This is a genomic window from Cereibacter azotoformans, from assembly GCF_021391315.1.
GTDB lineage: Bacteria > Pseudomonadota > Alphaproteobacteria > Rhodobacterales > Rhodobacteraceae > Cereibacter_A > Cereibacter_A azotoformans.
The window spans coordinates 1,653,698-1,670,063 of record NZ_CP090021.1; the positions used below are offsets into that span (position 1 = coordinate 1,653,698).

Annotated in this window: 14 protein-coding genes; 6 read left to right on the plus strand and 8 right to left on the minus strand. The window is 68.6% G+C overall.

Annotation, left to right across the window (positions count from 1 at the left end; translation table 11 throughout):
• The first annotated feature begins 55 nt into the window (after positions 1-55).
• Positions 56-1,612, plus strand: a complete 1,557-nt coding sequence (gene guaA, locus LV780_RS08225; protein ID WP_108220563.1) for a glutamine-hydrolyzing GMP synthase — start codon at positions 56-58, stop codon at positions 1,610-1,612.
• A gap of 75 nt (positions 1,613-1,687) precedes the next feature.
• On the opposite strand, the gene LV780_RS08230 is transcribed toward guaA, so the two are convergent.
• Together LV780_RS08230 and LV780_RS08235 are read right to left on the minus strand one after the other, a co-directional pair.
• Complete coding sequence (locus tag LV780_RS08230; protein WP_117344988.1) at positions 1,688-3,520, minus strand: ABCB family ABC transporter ATP-binding protein/permease; 1,833 nt, start codon at positions 3,518-3,520, stop codon at positions 1,688-1,690.
• Between the two features lie 134 nt (positions 3,521-3,654).
• Positions 3,655-5,001, minus strand: coding sequence for a LysM peptidoglycan-binding domain-containing protein (locus tag LV780_RS08235; RefSeq protein ID WP_108220561.1), 1,347 nt, complete (start codon positions 4,999-5,001; stop codon positions 3,655-3,657).
• A gap of 100 nt (positions 5,002-5,101) precedes the next feature.
• Between LV780_RS08235 and LV780_RS08240 the strand changes: the two genes are divergently transcribed.
• Positions 5,102-5,656, plus strand: a complete 555-nt coding sequence (locus LV780_RS08240) for an LOG family protein (protein WP_108220560.1) — start codon at positions 5,102-5,104, stop codon at positions 5,654-5,656.
• A gap of 80 nt (positions 5,657-5,736) precedes the next feature.
• Here LV780_RS08240 and LV780_RS08245 read toward each other — a convergent pair whose 3' ends face one another.
• The gene (locus LV780_RS08245; RefSeq protein WP_011908884.1) at positions 5,737-6,336 is read right to left on the minus strand and encodes a superoxide dismutase; all 600 of its coding nucleotides are present in this window, start codon (positions 6,334-6,336) and stop codon (positions 5,737-5,739) included.
• Positions 6,337-6,606: 270 nt separating this feature from the next.
• Between LV780_RS08245 and LV780_RS08250 the strand changes: the two genes are divergently transcribed.
• Positions 6,607-8,496, plus strand: a complete 1,890-nt coding sequence (locus tag LV780_RS08250; protein WP_108220559.1) for an acyltransferase family protein — start codon at positions 6,607-6,609, stop codon at positions 8,494-8,496.
• An 82-nt stretch (positions 8,497-8,578) separates the two neighbouring features.
• On the opposite strand, the gene LV780_RS08255 is transcribed toward LV780_RS08250, so the two are convergent.
• The 5 genes from LV780_RS08255 to LV780_RS08275 all read right to left on the minus strand — a co-directional run bounded on the left by LV780_RS08255 (position 8,579) and on the right by LV780_RS08275 (position 14,171).
• A complete protein-coding gene (locus tag LV780_RS08255; RefSeq protein ID WP_108220558.1) occupies positions 8,579-9,136 on the minus strand; it encodes a sarcosine oxidase subunit gamma in 558 nt (185 codons plus the stop codon).
• Entirely contained in the window at positions 9,129-12,110 is a 2,982-nt protein-coding gene (locus tag LV780_RS08260; protein ID WP_108220557.1) for a sarcosine oxidase subunit alpha family protein, read from the minus strand. Before LV780_RS08260 ends, LV780_RS08255 begins: the two co-directional genes overlap by 8 nt.
• Positions 12,107-12,430 carry a sarcosine oxidase subunit delta gene (locus tag LV780_RS08265; RefSeq protein ID WP_101340993.1) on the minus strand — a complete coding sequence of 108 codons (324 nt, stop codon included), beginning with the start codon at positions 12,428-12,430 and terminating at the stop codon, positions 12,107-12,109. The genes LV780_RS08260 and LV780_RS08265 overlap by 4 nt, the downstream gene beginning before the upstream one ends.
• A gap of 39 nt (positions 12,431-12,469) precedes the next feature.
• Positions 12,470-12,844: a hypothetical protein gene (locus LV780_RS08270; protein WP_011908889.1), complete on the minus strand. Its 375-nt coding sequence runs from the start codon at positions 12,842-12,844 to the stop codon at positions 12,470-12,472.
• Between the two features lie 79 nt (positions 12,845-12,923).
• Positions 12,924-14,171, minus strand: a complete 1,248-nt coding sequence (locus LV780_RS08275) for a sarcosine oxidase subunit beta family protein (RefSeq protein ID WP_108220556.1) — start codon at positions 14,169-14,171, stop codon at positions 12,924-12,926.
• 170 nt (positions 14,172-14,341) lie between these two features.
• Here LV780_RS08275 and ccmI point away from each other — a divergent pair, with 170 nt between their 5' ends.
• Genes ccmI through LV780_RS08290 form a run of 3 tightly spaced genes read left to right on the plus strand, consistent with a single transcriptional unit; the run spans position 14,342 to position 16,325 of the window.
• Positions 14,342-15,619 (plus strand): c-type cytochrome biogenesis protein CcmI, encoded by a 1,278-nt coding sequence (gene ccmI / locus LV780_RS08280; protein ID WP_108220555.1) that lies wholly within the window; start codon positions 14,342-14,344, stop codon positions 15,617-15,619.
• Positions 15,616-16,098, plus strand: coding sequence for a Holliday junction resolvase RuvX (ruvX, locus tag LV780_RS08285; RefSeq protein ID WP_108220554.1), 483 nt, complete (start codon positions 15,616-15,618; stop codon positions 16,096-16,098). The genes ccmI and ruvX overlap by 4 nt, the downstream gene beginning before the upstream one ends.
• Positions 16,095-16,325 carry a DUF1289 domain-containing protein gene (locus LV780_RS08290; RefSeq protein WP_044248170.1) on the plus strand — a complete coding sequence of 77 codons (231 nt, stop codon included), beginning with the start codon at positions 16,095-16,097 and terminating at the stop codon, positions 16,323-16,325. Before ruvX ends, LV780_RS08290 begins: the two co-directional genes overlap by 4 nt.
• Positions 16,326-16,366: the final 41 nt, after the last annotated feature.

Consider the following 16,366-nt stretch of genomic DNA (forward strand, 5'->3'; position numbering starts at 1 on the left):
CCCCAAACCGGCCGCACCCCCTTGCAGAGTCACCCTCTGCCGCCTATGGCAAGCCATGACCCAGCACGACCGCCTTCTCATCATCGACTTCGGGTCGCAGGTGACCCAGCTCATCGCGCGCCGCCTGCGCGAGCTGAACGTCTATTGCGAGATCCACCCCTATCAGAACGTGACCGAAGCCTTCCTGAAGGGCTTCGCACCCAAGGCCGTGATCTTCTCGGGCGGCCCCTCCTCGGTCTTTGCCGAGGGCGCGCCGATGCCGCCTGCCTGCGTCTTCGAGATGGGGGTGCCGATCCTCGGCATCTGCTACGGCCAGCAGGTGATGATGCACTGCCTCGGCGGCAAGGTGGAGCGCGGCCACGGCACCGCCGAGTTCGGCCGTGCCTTCGTGACGCCCGCGGAAGGCCGCCTCGCCATCCTCGACGGCTGGTTCGAGGACGGGCGCGAGCAGGTCTGGATGAGCCACGGCGACCATGTCTCGCAGATCGCGCCGGGGTTCCAGGTCTTCGGCACCTCGCCGAATGCGCCCTTCGCCATCACCGCCGACCCCGCGCGCCACTTCTACGCCGTGCAGTTCCACCCCGAGGTGCACCACACGCCGAAGGGCGCGAAGCTCTACGAGAATTTCGTGAAGCTCGCGGGCTTCAATGGCGACTGGACCATGGGCGCCTACCGCGAAGAGGCGATCGCGAAGATCCGCGCGCAAGTGGGCGATCAAAAGGTGATCTGCGGCCTGTCGGGCGGGGTCGATTCCTCGGTGGCGGCGGTGCTGATCCACGAGGCCATCGGCGACCAGCTGACCTGCGTCTTCGTCGATCACGGCCTTCTGCGGCTGGGCGAGGCCGAGCAGGTGGTCACCATGTTCCGCGACCATTACAACATGCCGCTGATCCACGCGGACGAGAGCGACCTGTTCCTCGGCGCGCTCGAGGGCGTCAGCGACCCCGAGGTGAAGCGCAAGACCATCGGCCGGCTCTTCATCGACGTGTTCCAGAAGCACGCGGCCGACGTGGGCGGCGCCACCTTCCTCGCGCAGGGCACGCTTTACCCGGATGTGATCGAGTCGGTCAGTTTCTCGGGCGGTCCCTCGGTCACGATCAAGTCGCACCACAACGTGGGCGGCCTGCCCGAGAAGATGGGCCTGAAGCTGGTCGAGCCGCTGCGCGAGCTGTTCAAGGACGAGGTCCGCGCGCTCGGCCGCGAACTAGGCCTGCCCGACAGCTTCATCGGCCGTCACCCCTTCCCCGGCCCCGGCCTCGCCATCCGCTGCCCCGGCGAGATCACCCGCGAAAAGCTCGAGATCCTGCGGCAGGCGGATGCGGTCTATATCGACCAGATCCGCCGCCACGGGCTTTACGACGAGATCTGGCAAGCCTTCGTGGCGCTGCTGCCGGTGCGCACGGTGGGCGTGATGGGCGACGGGCGGACTTACGACTATGCCTGCGCGCTGCGCGCGGTGACGAGCGTGGACGGCATGACGGCCGACTACTACCCCTTCACCCACGAGTTCCTCGGCGAGACCGCAACGCGGATCATCAACGAGGTGCAGGGCATCAACCGGGTGACCTACGACATCACCTCGAAGCCGCCGGGCACGATCGAGTGGGAATGACGGACGCGGCGGGAGCCTTCCCGCCGCCCTTCGCCGCCATCTGACGGCGTCTGCCTCGTGACGCGCGAAGAGGCCTCAGGCGGCCTCTTCCTCCTCGGCCGACTGGCGCAACCACATGGCGGCGTAGCGGCCCCCGCGCGCGAGCAGCTGCTCGTGCCGCCCCTCCTCGATGATCCGGCCCTCTTCGAGCACCACGATCCGGTCCGCATCGGCAATGGTCGAGAGCCGGTGCGCGATCGTGATCACCGTCCGCCCCTCGCCCATCTCGCGCAAAGAGTCCTGGATGTCGCGCTCGGTCTGCGTGTCGAGCGCCGAGGTCGCCTCGTCCAGCAGCAGGATCGGCGGGTTTTTCAGCAGGGTCCGGGCGATACCCACGCGCTGCTTCTCGCCGCCCGAGAGCTTGAGGCCCCGCTCGCCCACCATGGTCCGGTAGCCTTCGGGCAGGCGCAGGATGAAGTCATGAATCTTCGCCGCCCGCGCCGCCGCCTCGACCTCCTCGGGGGTGGCATCGGGACGGCCGTAGGCGATGTTGTAGAAGATCGTGTCGTTGAAAAGCACCGTATCCTGCGGCACCACTCCGATGCGGGCGTGCAGCGAATCCTGCGTGACCGACCGCAGGTCCTGCCCGTCGATGCGGATCGCACCCTCGTTCACGTCGTAGAAACGGAACAGAAGCCGCCCGATGGTGGACTTGCCCGACCCCGAGGGCCCGACCAGCGCCACGGTCTCGCCGGCCTCGACCCGCAGCGAGATACCCTTGAGGATGATCCGCCCGGGATCGTAGCCGAAATGGACGTTCTCCAGCTCGACCGTACCGCCCGCCACGGCGAGCGGCTTCGCGTCCGGCGCATCCGTCACCTCGGCCGGCTGGCCCAGAAGGCCGAACATCTGGCCCATGTCCACCAGCGCCTGCCGGATCTCGCGATAGACCGTGCCGAGGAACCCCAGCGGCAGGGTGATCTGGATCATGTAGGCGTTGACCATGACGAAATCGCCCACCGTCAACTGGCCCGCCTGCACGCCATAGGCGGCCATGACCATGACCGCGACAAGGCCCGCGGTGATGAGAATGCTCTGGCCTGCGTTCAGGAACGCGAGCGACTGGCCGGTCTTGACCGCGGCCTTCTCGTAGCCCGCCATGGCCACATCATAGCGCTCGGCCTCGCGCTGCTCGGCGCCGAAATACTTCATCGTCTCGAAGTTCAGCAGCGAGTCGATCGCCTTCTGATTGGCGTCGGTGTCCTGTTCATTCATCTGCCGGCGGATCTGCACCCGCCATTCGGTGACCTTGAAGGTGAAGGCCACGTAAAGCGCGATGGTCGCCACCACCACCGCCATGTAGGACAAGCCGAACACCACCGCAAAGATGATCGCGACCAGCGTCAGTTCGAGGATGAGCGGCCCGATCGAGAAGAGCATGAAGCGCAGCAGGAAATCGACGCCCTTCACCCCCCGCTCGATGATGCGGCTGAGCCCGCCGGTCTTGCGGCTGATGTGGTAGCGCAGCGAGAGGCGGTGGATGTGGGTGAAGGTCTCGAGCGCAAGCTGGCGCAGGGCGCGCTGGCCCACGCGGACGAAGATCGCATCGCGAAGCTCGCCGAAGGCCACCGCGCCCAGCCGCGCAAGCCCATAGGCCACCGTCATGCCGACCGCGCCGAGGCCCAGCATGAAGGCCGGAGACGGGGCATCGCCCGCCAGCGCGTCCACCGCCGCCTTGTAGAAGAAGGGGGTCGAGACCGAGATCACCTTGGCCAGCACCAGCATGACCATGGCGATGATCACGCGGCGCTTCACCCAGGTCTGACCCTTTGGCCAGAGGTAGGGCGCCATGCGCTTCATCGTGGCCCAGCCGCTCAATTCCGGCGGGTCGGCGGGTGTCGGACCCGGCCTCTGTCTCGCTTCGCTCATCGGGGATCTCCTCGGAGAGCCCTACCTAAGCCTGCGGCCATCGAAACACCAGAGGCGGAACAGGAAGCATGTCCGCCAGAAGAACCCTGCGGATCGGTAGCCGCCCCACTTCCGGCAGGGTCGAGGCGGCGGGATCAGTCGGTCGCGGCCGGCAGGGTGAAGACCTGCCCCGGATAGATGAGGTCAGGGTCGCGGATCGCGGTGCGGTTCGCCTCATAGACCTTCACATAGAGCATGCCCGCGCCGAAATTGTCCTGCGCGATGCGCCAGAGCGAAAAGCCGGGCTGCACTGTCACGGTGACGGGCGCCCCCGTCGGAGGTTCGGCCTCGGGTCCGGCCGCAATGAGGCTGCCGGGCACGGTCGAGGGAGTCGTGGCATCGGCGCCCGGCATGGGAGGCGAGGACCCGTCGGCCGATCCGGCGCCGTCGGGCGCGGCGGGCGCAGAGCCTGCGGCCGCGGGCGGGCGGCCGTTCTGCGCCTCGAGTGCGGCAGCCACGGTCTCGTGTGTCTCTCGGGCGAACGGGGTCTCGAACCGGGCCACCACCTCGCCGTCCTCGCCGATGCGATCGGCCCGCAGCTGGTAGCGGCCCGGCTCGATGCCGGTGAGGCTGACCGCCCAGGTGCCATCAGGTGCGATGGCGACCGTCGCGACCTCGCGGTTGTCGAGATAGAGCCGCACGAAGTCGCCCACGCCGCCACGACCCGAGAGGAGCACCGCCCCGTCCGACGCGTAGGAGATCGTGTCCACAGACACGCCCGCCAGATCGTCGAGCGACTCGCCGGCGGACTGCAGGACCTTGACCTCGCCCTCGCCGAGCAGGAGCGCCGCCGGAGCCCGCGGCTCGGCGACGGGGGCGGCTGTTGCGGCCGGATCATCGGCCCCGGCCAGCCTGTCACGCGGTGCCAGGATGGGCGCGACGATCACGCTGCCCCGGGACTGGTGCTCGGTGCCGTCCTCGAGCAGCATGCGCAGAGAGAGCCGCCGGGGCTGCTCATCCGCCGGAAGGGTGAACATGACGGCAAAGCGGTTGGCCGCATCCGCGGTGGTCGAGGCGGCCTCTTCCCCCTCGACCAGCACAGTGACCTCGGCGCCGCGTTGCGCGCGCCCGGCCACCAGCGCCGAGCCGTCGCTCTCGATGCGGACCACGTCGAATGCGGGCTGCACCACGAGCGGCGGGGCTTCGGAGCCCTGCGCCTCGGGCGCGGCGGCACCGGAGGCCGGCGCTGCCGCGGACATCGCGGACCCTGCGGTTTCGGGCTCGGCAGTTGCCGGCGGAGCGGCCGCCGGGGTCCCGGACCCCTGGGCAGGTGGCGGAGAGACTGCGGACAGCTGCGGCTCGGCCGGCCCTACGAGCGCCGCGGGCGGAGCGGGCATCGGACGCAGGGTCCAGCCATAGTAACCGGCCCCCCCCACCGCGGCGGCGGTTCCCGCCGCAACGGCTGCCCAGGCAACCGATCCCATCCTGCCAATCAGGGCCATCGTCCTTCCACTCCCGGCGCGGTCGACCGCGCCTGACTTGTGTCCCTCACAGGAACGCGGATATCAAGGCCGGACGCAAGCCCTTATCCACAGGTCGGTCATGTCCCAGCTTCGCTCCGTCTGCGTCTTCTGCGGCTCTCGCGCAGGGCTTCGGCCCGCCTTCGCACGGGACGCGCGCGACCTCGGGCGGGCCATCGCTTCGGCCGGCTGGCGGCTCGTCTATGGAGCGGGCGACGTCGGACTGATGGGCGAAGTCGCGCGGGCGGCGCTGGCCGAGGGCGGGCGCACCATGGGCGTGATCCCGACCCATCTGCTCGTCCGCGAACAGGGGCGGCGGGACCTGGGCCAGATGGTGATCACCGAGAACATGCACGAGCGCAAGAAGGTCATGTTCATGAACTCCGACGCGATCGTGGTGCTGCCGGGCGGCGCGGGATCGCTCGACGAGTTCTTCGAGGTGCTGACCTGGCGCCAGATCGGGCTGCATGAAAAGCCGATCTTCCTGCTCGATACGGAGGGCTACTGGCAGCCGCTGATCGGGCTGATGGATCATGTCATCCGCCACGGGTTCGCCGAGGCGACGCTGCGGGACTATTATGTTGCGGCGAGCGACGTGGAAACGCTGGTGGCCCGGCTGCGCACCGCCCTGTCGTGATGGCCGGCCGGTGAGGCGGGGGCGCTGCCCCCGCACCCCCGGGATATTTGGGCCAGAATGAAGGGAGTGACCCGCGAGGGTCACATCCGGGATGCCACGTTCTCCCAGTTCACCAGCTTTTCGAGGAAGTTGGAGAGGTAGGCCGGGCGCTTGTTGCGGAAGTCGATGTAGTAGCTGTGCTCCCACACGTCGCAGCCCAGAAGCGCGGTCTGGCCGAAGCAGAGCGGGTTCACGCCGTTCTCGGTCTTGGTCACCTTCAGGCTGCCGTCGGTGTCCTTCACGAGCCAGGCCCAGCCCGAGCCGAACTGGCCCGCGCCCGCCGCCGAGAACTCTTCCATGAACTTCTCGACCGACCCGAAGCTCTCGACCAGGGCCTTCTCGAGTGCGCCCGGCATCTTCGTCTCGGCCGGACCCATCATCTCCCAGAACTGGCAGTGGTTCCAGTGCTGGCTGGCGTTGTTGAAGATGCCGTTCTGCGCCACGGCGCCGGGCTGGTAGGTGCCCTTGACGATCTCCTCGACCGACTTGCCCTCCCACTCGGTGCCGGCGATCAGCTTGTTGCCATTGTCGACATAGGCCTTGTGGTGGATGTCGTGGTGATACTCCATCGTCTCCTTCGACATGCCGAGGGCTGCCAGCGCGTCGTGGGCATAGGGAAGGTCGGGAAGGGTGAAGGCCATCGGTCTCTCCTTTGCTTTCGCAATCCGTGCGTTCGCGGTCAATAAGAGCGCAGGTCACGGCAAGGTCAAGGGGCCGCGGCGACGGGATGCCGCAGGGAGGCATCTTCAGGGCGCGCGGCAAAGAACCTGACGCCAGGGCTTGAAATACCGCGAATCGCCCGACATCATCAGGAAGAGGAAGCGGGTCATTTCGCCCGCCCCATCCTGAATGCATGCTTCAGCCGCTCGCGGCGCCTTTTCTTGAACCACTTCTCTGCAGGACTTCATTTCATGCGCTACCGGCCCGATGTGGATGGCCTCCGCTCGCTTGCGATCGTTCCGATCCTGCTCTTTCACGCGGGTGTGACGCTCTTCTCGGGCGGATATGTCGGGGTCGACATCTTCTTCGTGATCTCGGGCTTTCTGATCACGACGATCATTCGCGACGATCTCGCCGCCGGGCGCTTCTCGATCGTGACCTTCTACGAGCGGCGCGCGCGCCGCATCCTGCCCGCGCTCTTCTTCACGCTGGCTCTGACGACGCTGGCGGCGCTGATCCTGTTCCTGCCCGCACAGCTCATCGATTATGCCAAATCGCTGTTCGGGACAGCCACCTTCACCGCAAACTTCTACTTCTGGAAGAATTCCGGCTATTTCGAGGCCAGCGCGCATCTGCGCCCCCTCCTGCACACCTGGTCCCTGGCGGTCGAGGAGCAGTTCTACCTCATCGTTCCGGTGGCGATCTGGGCCGTCTGGCGCTTCGTGCACCGGGCCGAGATGGCGGTGCTCCTGATCGCGCTGATCGCCTCCTTCGCGCTCTCGGTCTACATGACCGAGAGGGGGCCGACCGCAAACTTCTTCCTGCTGCCCACCCGCGCCTGGGAGCTGCTGCTGGGCTCGCTGGTGGCGATCCTGCCTGCCCGCATGGCGCTCCGGGGCGTCGCGAACGAGGCGGCGGCGCTCGCGGGCCTCGGGCTCACGCTGGTGCCGGTGGTGCTTTACACCGAGTCGACCCCCTTCCCCGGCGTGGCTGCCCTTCCGCCCTGCCTCGGGACAGCCCTGATGATCTGGACCGGGCGGGCCTCGCCCACGCTTGTCGCGCGCGTCCTGTCGCTGCGGCCTCTGGTGGGGATCGGCAAGATCTCCTACTCGCTCTATCTCGTCCACTGGCCGATCTGCGTCTTCCTGCTCTACACCACGCTCCAGAAGCCCGGTCCCGCGCAGGTGGTGCTGATCGTGGCGCTGAGCTTCGCCCTCGCGCTCGTCTCCTATCGCTGGGTCGAGCAGCCGTTCCGCAACCGCGCCACCCTCTCCGGGCGGCCTGCGCTCTTCGGAGCGTCACTCGTCGGGCTTGCGGCCTTCGCCGTCGCAGGCATGACGCTCGTTCAGAGCGGCGGCCTGCCGGCGCGGCATTCGGATTGGATCGCCACGGCACAGGCCGAGACGCGCGAGGGGACGCGCAACTCGTGGCACAATGGCACCTGCTTCTTCGAGCATGACTGGCAGTTCGGCAACTGGGACGCCGAGGCCTGCGAGCTCGTGAGGAACGAGGGCAAGCGGGTGTTGCTGTGGGGCGATTCCTACGCGGCCCATTATGCGCCGGGGCTGGAGGCGCAGGCCAAAGCCATCCCGCACCGGATCTGGCAATACACCCAGGCCGGCTGCCCGCCCGTCCTGTCCTACTATTCCTTCGCGCGGCCGAGCTGCCAGGCCTTCAACGCCCACGCGCTGGAGCTGATCGAGGCGCTCGACATCGACACGGTGGTGCTGTCGGCGCGCTGGATGGACCTTCGCTCGCGCGGGATCGGGACGCTGGCCGGAACGGTGCAGGACCTGATCGACCGGGGGATGGAAGTGCATGTCATCGGCCAGTCGCCCCTTTTCGTGACGGATGTGCCGATCATCTCCTACGCCAAGTCGCGCGGCGCGGCCGAAGCCGCCTGGCCTGTGGTCGTCGAGCCTCATCTGAACGACGAGCTTGCGGCGGCAAGCGGCGGCGCGAGCTTTGTCCATCCGATTGCGGCGCTTTGCGGCGACGGGCCCTGCCCTTACCGCACGCAGGGGCAGCTGCTGTTCTACGATGCCGGACATTTCACCGACTTCGGCAGCCGTCACGCGGTCAGGACCTATTTCCCGCTGGCGAGGCAGGTTCCGGTGATCGCGGCAACGGTGGCCAACTGAGGGGGCGCACAGAGGAAGTGAAAGAGGCCGCGGCCCAAGGGGAACCTGCGACCTTCCTCTCGGCCTCCGTCCATCGCCGGTATCAGGCGGGGAACAGCTCGCTTCCCGGTCGGGCGGAGTGGGTCAGGATGCCCATCACATAGGCCGCGACCGAGCGGAAGGCGACGAGGCGCAAGCCGCCCTCCTCGGCCCAGAAGGCCGCGGGCACCTGCGCGGCCCGGGTCCGGCGCAGTTCGCCGCGTTCCAGCGCCGCCATGTCCACCGGGCAGAGCTTCATCAGCACCTGCGCGGCCTTCTCGCCCTCGATGGCAAAGAGGCAGCGGGCGTCGGAGACATCCGCCACCAGCGCATGCGCCGTCCCCAGTGCCTCGGTCAGCGCGACCACACGGTCCGCGACCTCGGCATAGGGCAGCAGGATCAGAAGCTCGTCGGGCGACATCCAGCCCACCCGCACCTCGCCCGCCGAGATGATGCGGCGCCGCTCGGGCAGTTCCGCCGTCAGCACCGTCTTCAGCGCCTTCGGCAGCGCCGGCAGATCGTGCTTCGCCCGGAGCGTGATCATCCCCACGGGGCCCAGTTCCCGGATCGTCGCAAAGCCCTCGAAGCTGGCGTTCCCCAGCGCGCTCACCGCCTCAGACATCCTGCTTCTCTCCCGCCTTGTCGTAGAACACCGGATCCACGATCCGCGCCTGCACCACGCCGCCCCAGATCTTCGGGAACTCGATCACCTCGCCCATCCGTTCGGGGCCGCGATGAACGAGGCCCATGGCGATCCCCTTCTTCAGCGTCGGCGACCAGTAGGTCGAGGTCACGCGGCCTTGCGTGTTGCGCTGGCCGTTCGCGTTCGAGCCGGGCGCGGGCGCGATGGCGCCATCCGGCAGCACCGACCCGTCCAGCGTCTCGAGCCCCACGAGCTTCCAGCGGTCGGGGCTGGCGAGGAAGGTCCGCTCCATCCCGCGCTTGCCGATGAAGTCGGCCTTCTTCTTCGAGATGGCCCAGCCGAGGTTCAGGTCCTGCGGGATCACCGTCCCGTCGGTCTCGTCGCCGATCATGATGAAGCCCTTCTCGGCCCGCATCACATGCAGCGCCTCGGTACCGTAGGGCAGGACGCCGAACTCGGTCCCCGCCTCAAGGCAGGCCTGCCAGAAGGCCAGCCCCTGCCCCGCGGGCACGGCCACCTCGTAGGACAGCTCGCCTGAGAAGCTGATGCGGAACACCCGCGCGGGAACGCCCGCGATGGTGCCGTCCGCCCAGTGCATGAAGGGCAGCGCCTCCTTCGAGACATCCATGCCGCCGAGCTTTTCCAGCAGCTTGCGCGCGTTCGGGCCGACGATGGCCACCTGCGCGAACTGCTCGGTGAGATTGGCGGTATAGACCTGCCAGTCCCACCACTCGCACTGGAGCCAATCCTCCATATGAGCGTGGATCCGGTCGGCCCCGCCCGAGGTCGTGTGGCAGAGCCAGCTGTCCTCGGAGAGCCGGACCACCACGCCGTCATCCATCAGGAAGCCGTTCTCGTTGCACATGAGGCCGTAGCGGCAGCGGCCCACGGGCAGGCTCGACATGACGTTGGTGTAGATCATGTCGAGGAAGCGGCCCGCGTCGGGCCCCTTCACGAGGATCTTGCCCAGCGTGGAGGCGTCGAGCAGCCCGAGCTTCGTGCGCGCGTTGGTGACCTCGCGGGCCACCGCGTCGCCGTGACTCTCACCCGGGCGGCTGTAGCAGTAGGGCCGGCGCCAGAGGCCCACCGGCTCCCAGTAGGCGCCGTGGGCCTCGTGCCAGTCGTGCATCGGCGTGCGGCGCAGCGGCTGGAAGATCTCGCCCCGCGCCTCGCCCACCAGCGCGCCGAAGGTGACGGGCGTGTAGGGCGGGCGGAAGGTGGTGGTGCCAACGGCCGGGATCGGCGCGTTGAGCGATCCCGCCAGCACGGCCAGCCCGTTGATGTTGCTGAGCTTGCCCTGATCGGTGGCCATGCCGAGCGTCGTGTAGCGCTTGGTATGCTCGACCGACTCGTAGCCCTCGCGGGCGGCAAGCTGCACGTCCGACACCTTCACGTCGTTCTGGTAGTCGAGCCACATCTTCGAGCGCAGCGCGGGCGTGGCGCCCTGCGGCATGATCCAGACCGGCTCGGTCGGAGCCTCCTCGGGGCTCTGCGCCCGAGGGGCCGGGCCCTCGCCGCCCACGGCGCGGATGGCGTCGGCCAGCACATCGGCCGAGAGCAGCTCACCGTTGGCCGAACCCGCGGCCGCCACCATCGCCGAGCCGTCGTGGGTGATCGGCGGGCGGGCGGGGTCGGGCCGGAAGGCGGATTGCGCCTCGTCCCAGATCAGCTTGCCGCCGCAGTGGCTCCAGAGATGGACGACCGGGGACCAGCCGCCCGACATGGCGACCGCATCGCAGGCAAACTCGTCGAGCACCGCCCCCTCGCCCGCCTGGGCGCAGACGGCGACGCCGGTCACGCGCTTGCCGCCCTTGATCTTCGCCACCGCGCGGTTGGTCAGGACCGGGATGCCGAGGCTGCGCACCTCTTCGGGCAGCGCGCCGTCGGCCTCGGCCCGCGCATCGAGCACGGCCGGCACCGTAAGTCCCGCGCGGTGAACGGCGATGGCGGTGCGGTAGGCGTCGTCGTTGTTCGTCACGATCACCACCCGGTCACCGGGCGAGACGGCCCAGTTCACCAGATAGTCGCGCACCGCCGAGGCGAGCATCACGCCCGGAATGTCGTTGCCCGCGAAGGGCAGCGGCCGTTCGATGGCGCCCGTCGCCGTCACCACCTTGCCCGCGCGGATGCGCCAGAGCCGCTTCTTCGGCCGCCCGTCGCCCGGCGTATGATCGGCCACCCGCTCTTCGGCCAGCACATAGCCGTGGTCGTGCACCCCGGCCGCCATGCAGCGGGTTCGCAGCGTGACGTTCGGCGCAGCCTCGAGCGAAGCCACCGTGGCCGCCACCCAGTCCGCCGCCGGCCGGCCCTCGATCAGCACGTCATCGACCGGGGCGCGCCCGCCCCAGTGCGGCGTCTGCTCGAGCAGCATCACCATTTGCCCCGAGGCCGAGGCACTCAGTGCCGCCTGAAGGCCCGCTATGCCGCCGCCCACCACGAGGAGGTCGCAGAAGGCGTAGGCCTGCTCGTAACGGTCGGCATCGGGCTCTTCCGGCGGCCGCCCGAGGCCCGCCGAGCGGCGGATCACCGGCTCGAACAGGTGCTTCCACGCCAGCCGGGGCTGAAGGAAGGTCTTGTAGTAGAAGCCCGCGGGCAGGAAGCGCGACGCGGCCGCATTGACCGCGCCCACGTCGAACTCGAGGCTCGGCCAGTGGTTCTGGCTCGCGGCCGAGAGGCCCGCGAACAGCTCGGTCGTGGTGGTGCGCTGGTTGGGTTCCGACCGGCCGCCGGTGCCAAGCTGGACAAGCGCGTTCGGCTCTTCGGCGCCCGCCGCCACGATGCCGCGCGGGCGGTGATACTTGAAGCTGCGCCCGACCAGCATCTGGTCGTTGGCCAGCAGGGCCGCCGCAAGCGTATCCCCGGCAAAGCCGCGCATCCGCTTGCCGTTGAAGGTGAAATCCAGAGGGTGATTGCGGTCGATCAGCCGCCCGCCCCGGGCCAGACGCGTGCTCATTTGCAGCCCTCCCATTCCGGGCGGCGGGCCTTGATTCGGGCCACGATGTCGGGGGGCGGCTCGGAGGTCTGGGCGGGATAGGTGCCGAACACCTCGAGCGTCGCGGTGCAGCGGGCGGCGAGGAACCACTTGCCGCAGCCGTAGCTGTGACGCCACCGCTCGAAATGGACCCCCTTGGGGTTCTTCCGGGCGAACATGTAGGATTCGAACTCCTCGTCCGACGAGCCGGGTCCGAAGCGCTTCAGATGCGCTTCATGACCCGGGCTCAGTTCGGTCTCCTCGGCCTTCACGCCGCAACAGGGACATTCGAGGATCAGCATGCGCGTGCGCTCCGGTCAGGCCGGGCGCAGGCGCCCGGTTCATTCGATGGGATAGATGACGGTCGGGCGGTTGCTGGCGTCCGACGAGCCGCCGAAGTTGCCCGTCGAGAAGATGCCGGCAAGAGACAGCGCCAGCAGGGCGCCGGCGGCAAACCCGCCTGCCTGATAGCGGTATTTCCAGACCGTTTCGAAATCACGCTGGCGACGGGCGGCGACTTCCTCTTTCGTGGGCAGGCGCTTCCAGATCCAGGTGACCGGGTCGATCTTGAGTTCCTCGTCGCTGAGAAGCTCACGCGACTTCTGGACGAGGCGCGAGTCGTTCCAGCGCTTGTCCCAGCCGTATTTCCTGAGGTCGTCCCGCACACGGGCCCTGATCTGATCGAGGGACGGGATGTCGTCGATGAATGAGAACATGTCGGCGTCTCCAGAGAGTTGTGCACAGGAGATACCGCATGGGACACGGGCGTCAAAGCGACACGGTAACGCGGTTGCATCAGTGCGCGACCCCGGCTGCGACCGATTCGTCGATGAAACGGCCCGCGCGGAAGCGGTCCATGCCGAATTCCGCGGCAAGCGGCCCCGGTTCGCCCTTGGCCACCAGTTCCGCCATCGCCCAGCCCGAGCCCGGGATGGCCTTGAAGCCTCCCGTGCCCCAGCCGCAGTTGATGAAGCAGTTGCCCAGCGGTGTCTTCGAGATGATCGGCGAGCGGTCGCCGGTCATGTCCACGATCCCCCCCCACTGCCGCAGCATCTTGAGGCGGCTGATGATCGGGAAGGTCTCCACCAGCGCACGCAGCGTCTCCTCGATGTGATGGAAGCTGCCGCGCTGGGTGAAGTTGTTGAAACTGTCGGTGCCGCCGCCGATCACCAGTTCGCCCTTGTCGGACTGGCTCATGTAGCCGTGCACGGTGTTGGCCATCACCACGACGTCGATGCAGGGCTTGACCGGCTCGGACACCAGCGCCTGCAGCGCCACCGCCTCGACCGGCAGACGGAAGCCCGCCATCTCGGCCACCTGCCCCGAATGGCCCGCCACCACGATCGCGAGCTTCTTCGTGCCGATGAAGCCCTTCGTCGTCTCGACCCCGGACACGACGCCGCCTTCGGCGCGGACACCCGTCACCTCGCACTGCTGGATGATGTGCATCCCCATGGCCGAGCAGGCCCGCGCGTAACCCCAGGCCACCGCGTCGTGCCGCGCCGTGCCGCCGCGCTTCTGCAGCAGCGCCCCCAGCACGGGATAGCGCGGCCCGTGGATGTTCATGATCGGCACGAGGCGCTTGACCTGGTCCGGCCCGATCCACTCGGTCTCGACCCCCTGCAGGAGGTTCGCATGGACCGTGCGCATGTAGCCGCGCACCTCGTGGTGCGTCTGTGCCAGCATGAGAAGACCACGCGGACTGAACATGACGTTGTAGTTGAGATCCTGGCTCAGCGTCTCGTAGAGACTGCGCGCCTTCTCGTAGATCGCGGCCGAGGGATCCTGCAGGTAGTTCGAGCGGATGATCGTCGTGTTGCGGCCCGTGTTGCCACCGCCGAGCCACCCCTTTTCGATCACCGCGACATTGGTGATCCCGAAGTTCTTGCCGAGGTAATAGGCCGTGGCGAGCCCGTGTCCGCCCGCGCCGATCACGATCACGTCATACGAAGGCCGGGGCTCGGGCGAGGCCCAGGCGCGCTCCCATCCCGTATGGTGGCGCATCGCCTCGCGCGCGATGGCGAAGACCGAATAACGTTTCATGGTGCCGACTCCCCGTCTCGGGCCTTTAGTGCCTTCTGGAACGAGCAGGAGTTATAGCCCCGCGTGCAAGCGGCACAATCCGCACAAATGCGACATCACGCGGATGCGACGGGCCCCTGCGTCCCGATGACGGCGTTTTGACCCTTTTGCGCATGCAGGCGAGGCCTTACATGGAGGCCGTCAGCATGGGGGACTGCATGGGGATGACGCTGTTCTGGATCCTCGCCGGCGTGATCGCGCTCGGCGTCGGTGCAATCCTCGTGCAGGCGCTGCTGCGCGGCGGGCGCGGGGCGGCGCCTGCGGCCGCCTATGACATGCAGGTCTATCGCGACCAGCTGCGCGAGATCGAGCGTGACCTCGCCCGCGCCACCATCGCCGCCGAGGAGGCCGACCGGCTGAAGGCGGAGGTCTCGCGCCGGCTGCTCGAGGCCGACCGCGCGGCGCGGAGCGGCGAGAGAGACGGGCGCGCGCCCGGATCGGCGGCGATCGCCGCGGCAGGCGCGGTGCTGCTGCTGCTGGGCGGGTCCTTTGCGGCCTATCTCGACCTGGGCGCTCCGGGCTACCCGGACATGCCGCTCGCGGCGCGGATGGCCGATGCCGACGCCGCCTATCGCGAGCGCCCGAGCCAGGCCGAGGCCGAGGCGCGGATGGCCGCCTCGCACGCGTCCACGCGCCCCGAGCCCGATCCGCAGTTTGTCGAACTGATGGAGAAGCTGCGCGAGGCCGTCACCCGCAACCCGAACGACATCCGCGGGCAGGAGCTGCTGGCGCGCAACGAGGCGGCGCTCGGCAACTATGCGGCGGCGGCCCGCGCGCAGGAGCAGGTGATCGCCCTGTCGCAGCCCAAGGCCACGGCCGAGGACCATGCCGCCCTCGCCGAGCTGATGATCCTGGCCGCCGGCGGCGCCGTCTCGCCCGAGGCCGAAGCACAGCTGACCGAGGCCCTGAGGATCGACCCTTCCAACGGGACGGCCCGCTACTATTCGGGCCTTCTGCTGGCGCAGACGGGCCGGCCGGACATGGCCTTCCGCCTCTGGCGCGCGCTGCTCGAGGGCTCGCGCCCCGGCGATCCCTGGGTGGCGCCCCTCCGGGCGCAAATCGAAGAGCTGGCCTGGCTGGCCGGTGCGAAATACCAGCTGCCCCCGGCCCCGGCCGAGGAACCCGGCGCCCCCCGCCCGACGCAGGAAGAGATGCAGGCCGCCGGCGAGATGACGCCCGAGCAGCGGCAGGAGATGGTGCGCGGCATGGTCGAGGGGCTGAACCAGCGGCTCGCGACCGAAGGCGGCACCGCCTCGGAATGGGCGCGTCTGATCTCGGCCCTCGGCGTGCTGGGCGAGACCGACCGTGCGCGCGCGATCTATGGCGAGGCGATGGGCCGGTTCGAGGGGCGCGAGCCGGATCTGGCCGCCATCCGCGCCGCCGGCGTGCAGGCGGGGGTGGCCGAGTGATCCACGAGAGCATCGAGGAATTTCTTGCGGCCCTGCCCCGCAGCGGCGCGCTGATCGGGCTCGATCTCGGGACCAAGACCATAGGGGTTGCGGTGACCGACGGGCTGCGCCGGATCGCCACTCCGCTCCTGACCATCCGGCGGACCAAGTTCACCGAAGATGCGGCCAGGCTGCGGGCCATCACGGCGGAACGGGGGCTGGTGGGGATCGTGCTCGGCCTGCCGCGCAACATGGACGGCAGCGAGGGGCCGCGGGCGCAATCCACCCGCGCCTTCGCCCGCAATCTCTCGCAGGTGCTGCCGCTGCCCATCGGCTACTGGGACGAGCGGCTCTCGACCGTCGCCGCCGAACGGGCGCTGATCGAGGCGGATACGTCACGGAAGCGTCGCGCCGAGGTGATCGACCATGTGGCGGCCGGCTATATCCTGCAGGGGGTGCTGGACCGGCTGGACTGGCTTGGCCGAAAGAGAAACGCATGAAGGACGAGATCTGGAGACGTGACGAGATCGAGAGCCCTTGCGTCAAGCTCTGCACGATCCATCCCGAGGAAAGGATCTGCGTGGGCTGCGCCCGCACGATCGAGGAGATCGCCGGCTGGTCACGCATGACGCCCGAGGCGCGACGCGCCGTCATGGCCGAACTGCCCGAGCGGGCGCCGCGCCTGACCCGCCGCCGCGGCGGACACGCGGGGCGCACCGGGGGCTGACACCGGGCGCGACTCCGTCCGACCGCCAGAAAACTTGACCC

Bases quoted from the DNA above. Each gene is read 5' to 3' on its own strand.
- LV780_RS08260 (WP_108220557.1), bottom strand. From the start codon at position 12,110: ATGAGCACGCGTCTGGCCCGGGGCGGGCGGCTGATCGACCGCAATCAC.
- LV780_RS08240 (WP_108220560.1), top strand. From the start codon at position 5,102: ATGTCCCAGCTTCGCTCCGTCTGCGTCTTCTGCGGCTCTCGCGCAGGG.
- ccmI (WP_108220555.1), top strand. From the start codon at position 14,342: ATGGAGGCCGTCAGCATGGGGGACTGCATGGGGATGACGCTGTTCTGG.
- LV780_RS08250 (WP_108220559.1), top strand. From the start codon at position 6,607: ATGCGCTACCGGCCCGATGTGGATGGCCTCCGCTCGCTTGCGATCGTT.
- LV780_RS08235 (WP_108220561.1), bottom strand. From the start codon at position 5,001: ATGGCCCTGATTGGCAGGATGGGATCGGTTGCCTGGGCAGCCGTTGCG.
- LV780_RS08245 (WP_011908884.1), bottom strand. From the start codon at position 6,336: ATGGCCTTCACCCTTCCCGACCTTCCCTATGCCCACGACGCGCTGGCA.
- LV780_RS08275 (WP_108220556.1), bottom strand. From the start codon at position 14,171: ATGAAACGTTATTCGGTCTTCGCCATCGCGCGCGAGGCGATGCGCCAC.
- LV780_RS08255 (WP_108220558.1), bottom strand. From the start codon at position 9,136: ATGTCTGAGGCGGTGAGCGCGCTGGGGAACGCCAGCTTCGAGGGCTTT.
- LV780_RS08290 (WP_044248170.1), top strand. From the start codon at position 16,095: ATGAAGGACGAGATCTGGAGACGTGACGAGATCGAGAGCCCTTGCGTC.
- LV780_RS08230 (WP_117344988.1), bottom strand. From the start codon at position 3,520: ATGAGCGAAGCGAGACAGAGGCCGGGTCCGACACCCGCCGACCCGCCG.
- guaA (WP_108220563.1), top strand. From the start codon at position 56: ATGACCCAGCACGACCGCCTTCTCATCATCGACTTCGGGTCGCAGGTG.
- LV780_RS08270 (WP_011908889.1), bottom strand. From the start codon at position 12,844: ATGTTCTCATTCATCGACGACATCCCGTCCCTCGATCAGATCAGGGCC.
- LV780_RS08265 (WP_101340993.1), bottom strand. From the start codon at position 12,430: ATGCTGATCCTCGAATGTCCCTGTTGCGGCGTGAAGGCCGAGGAGACC.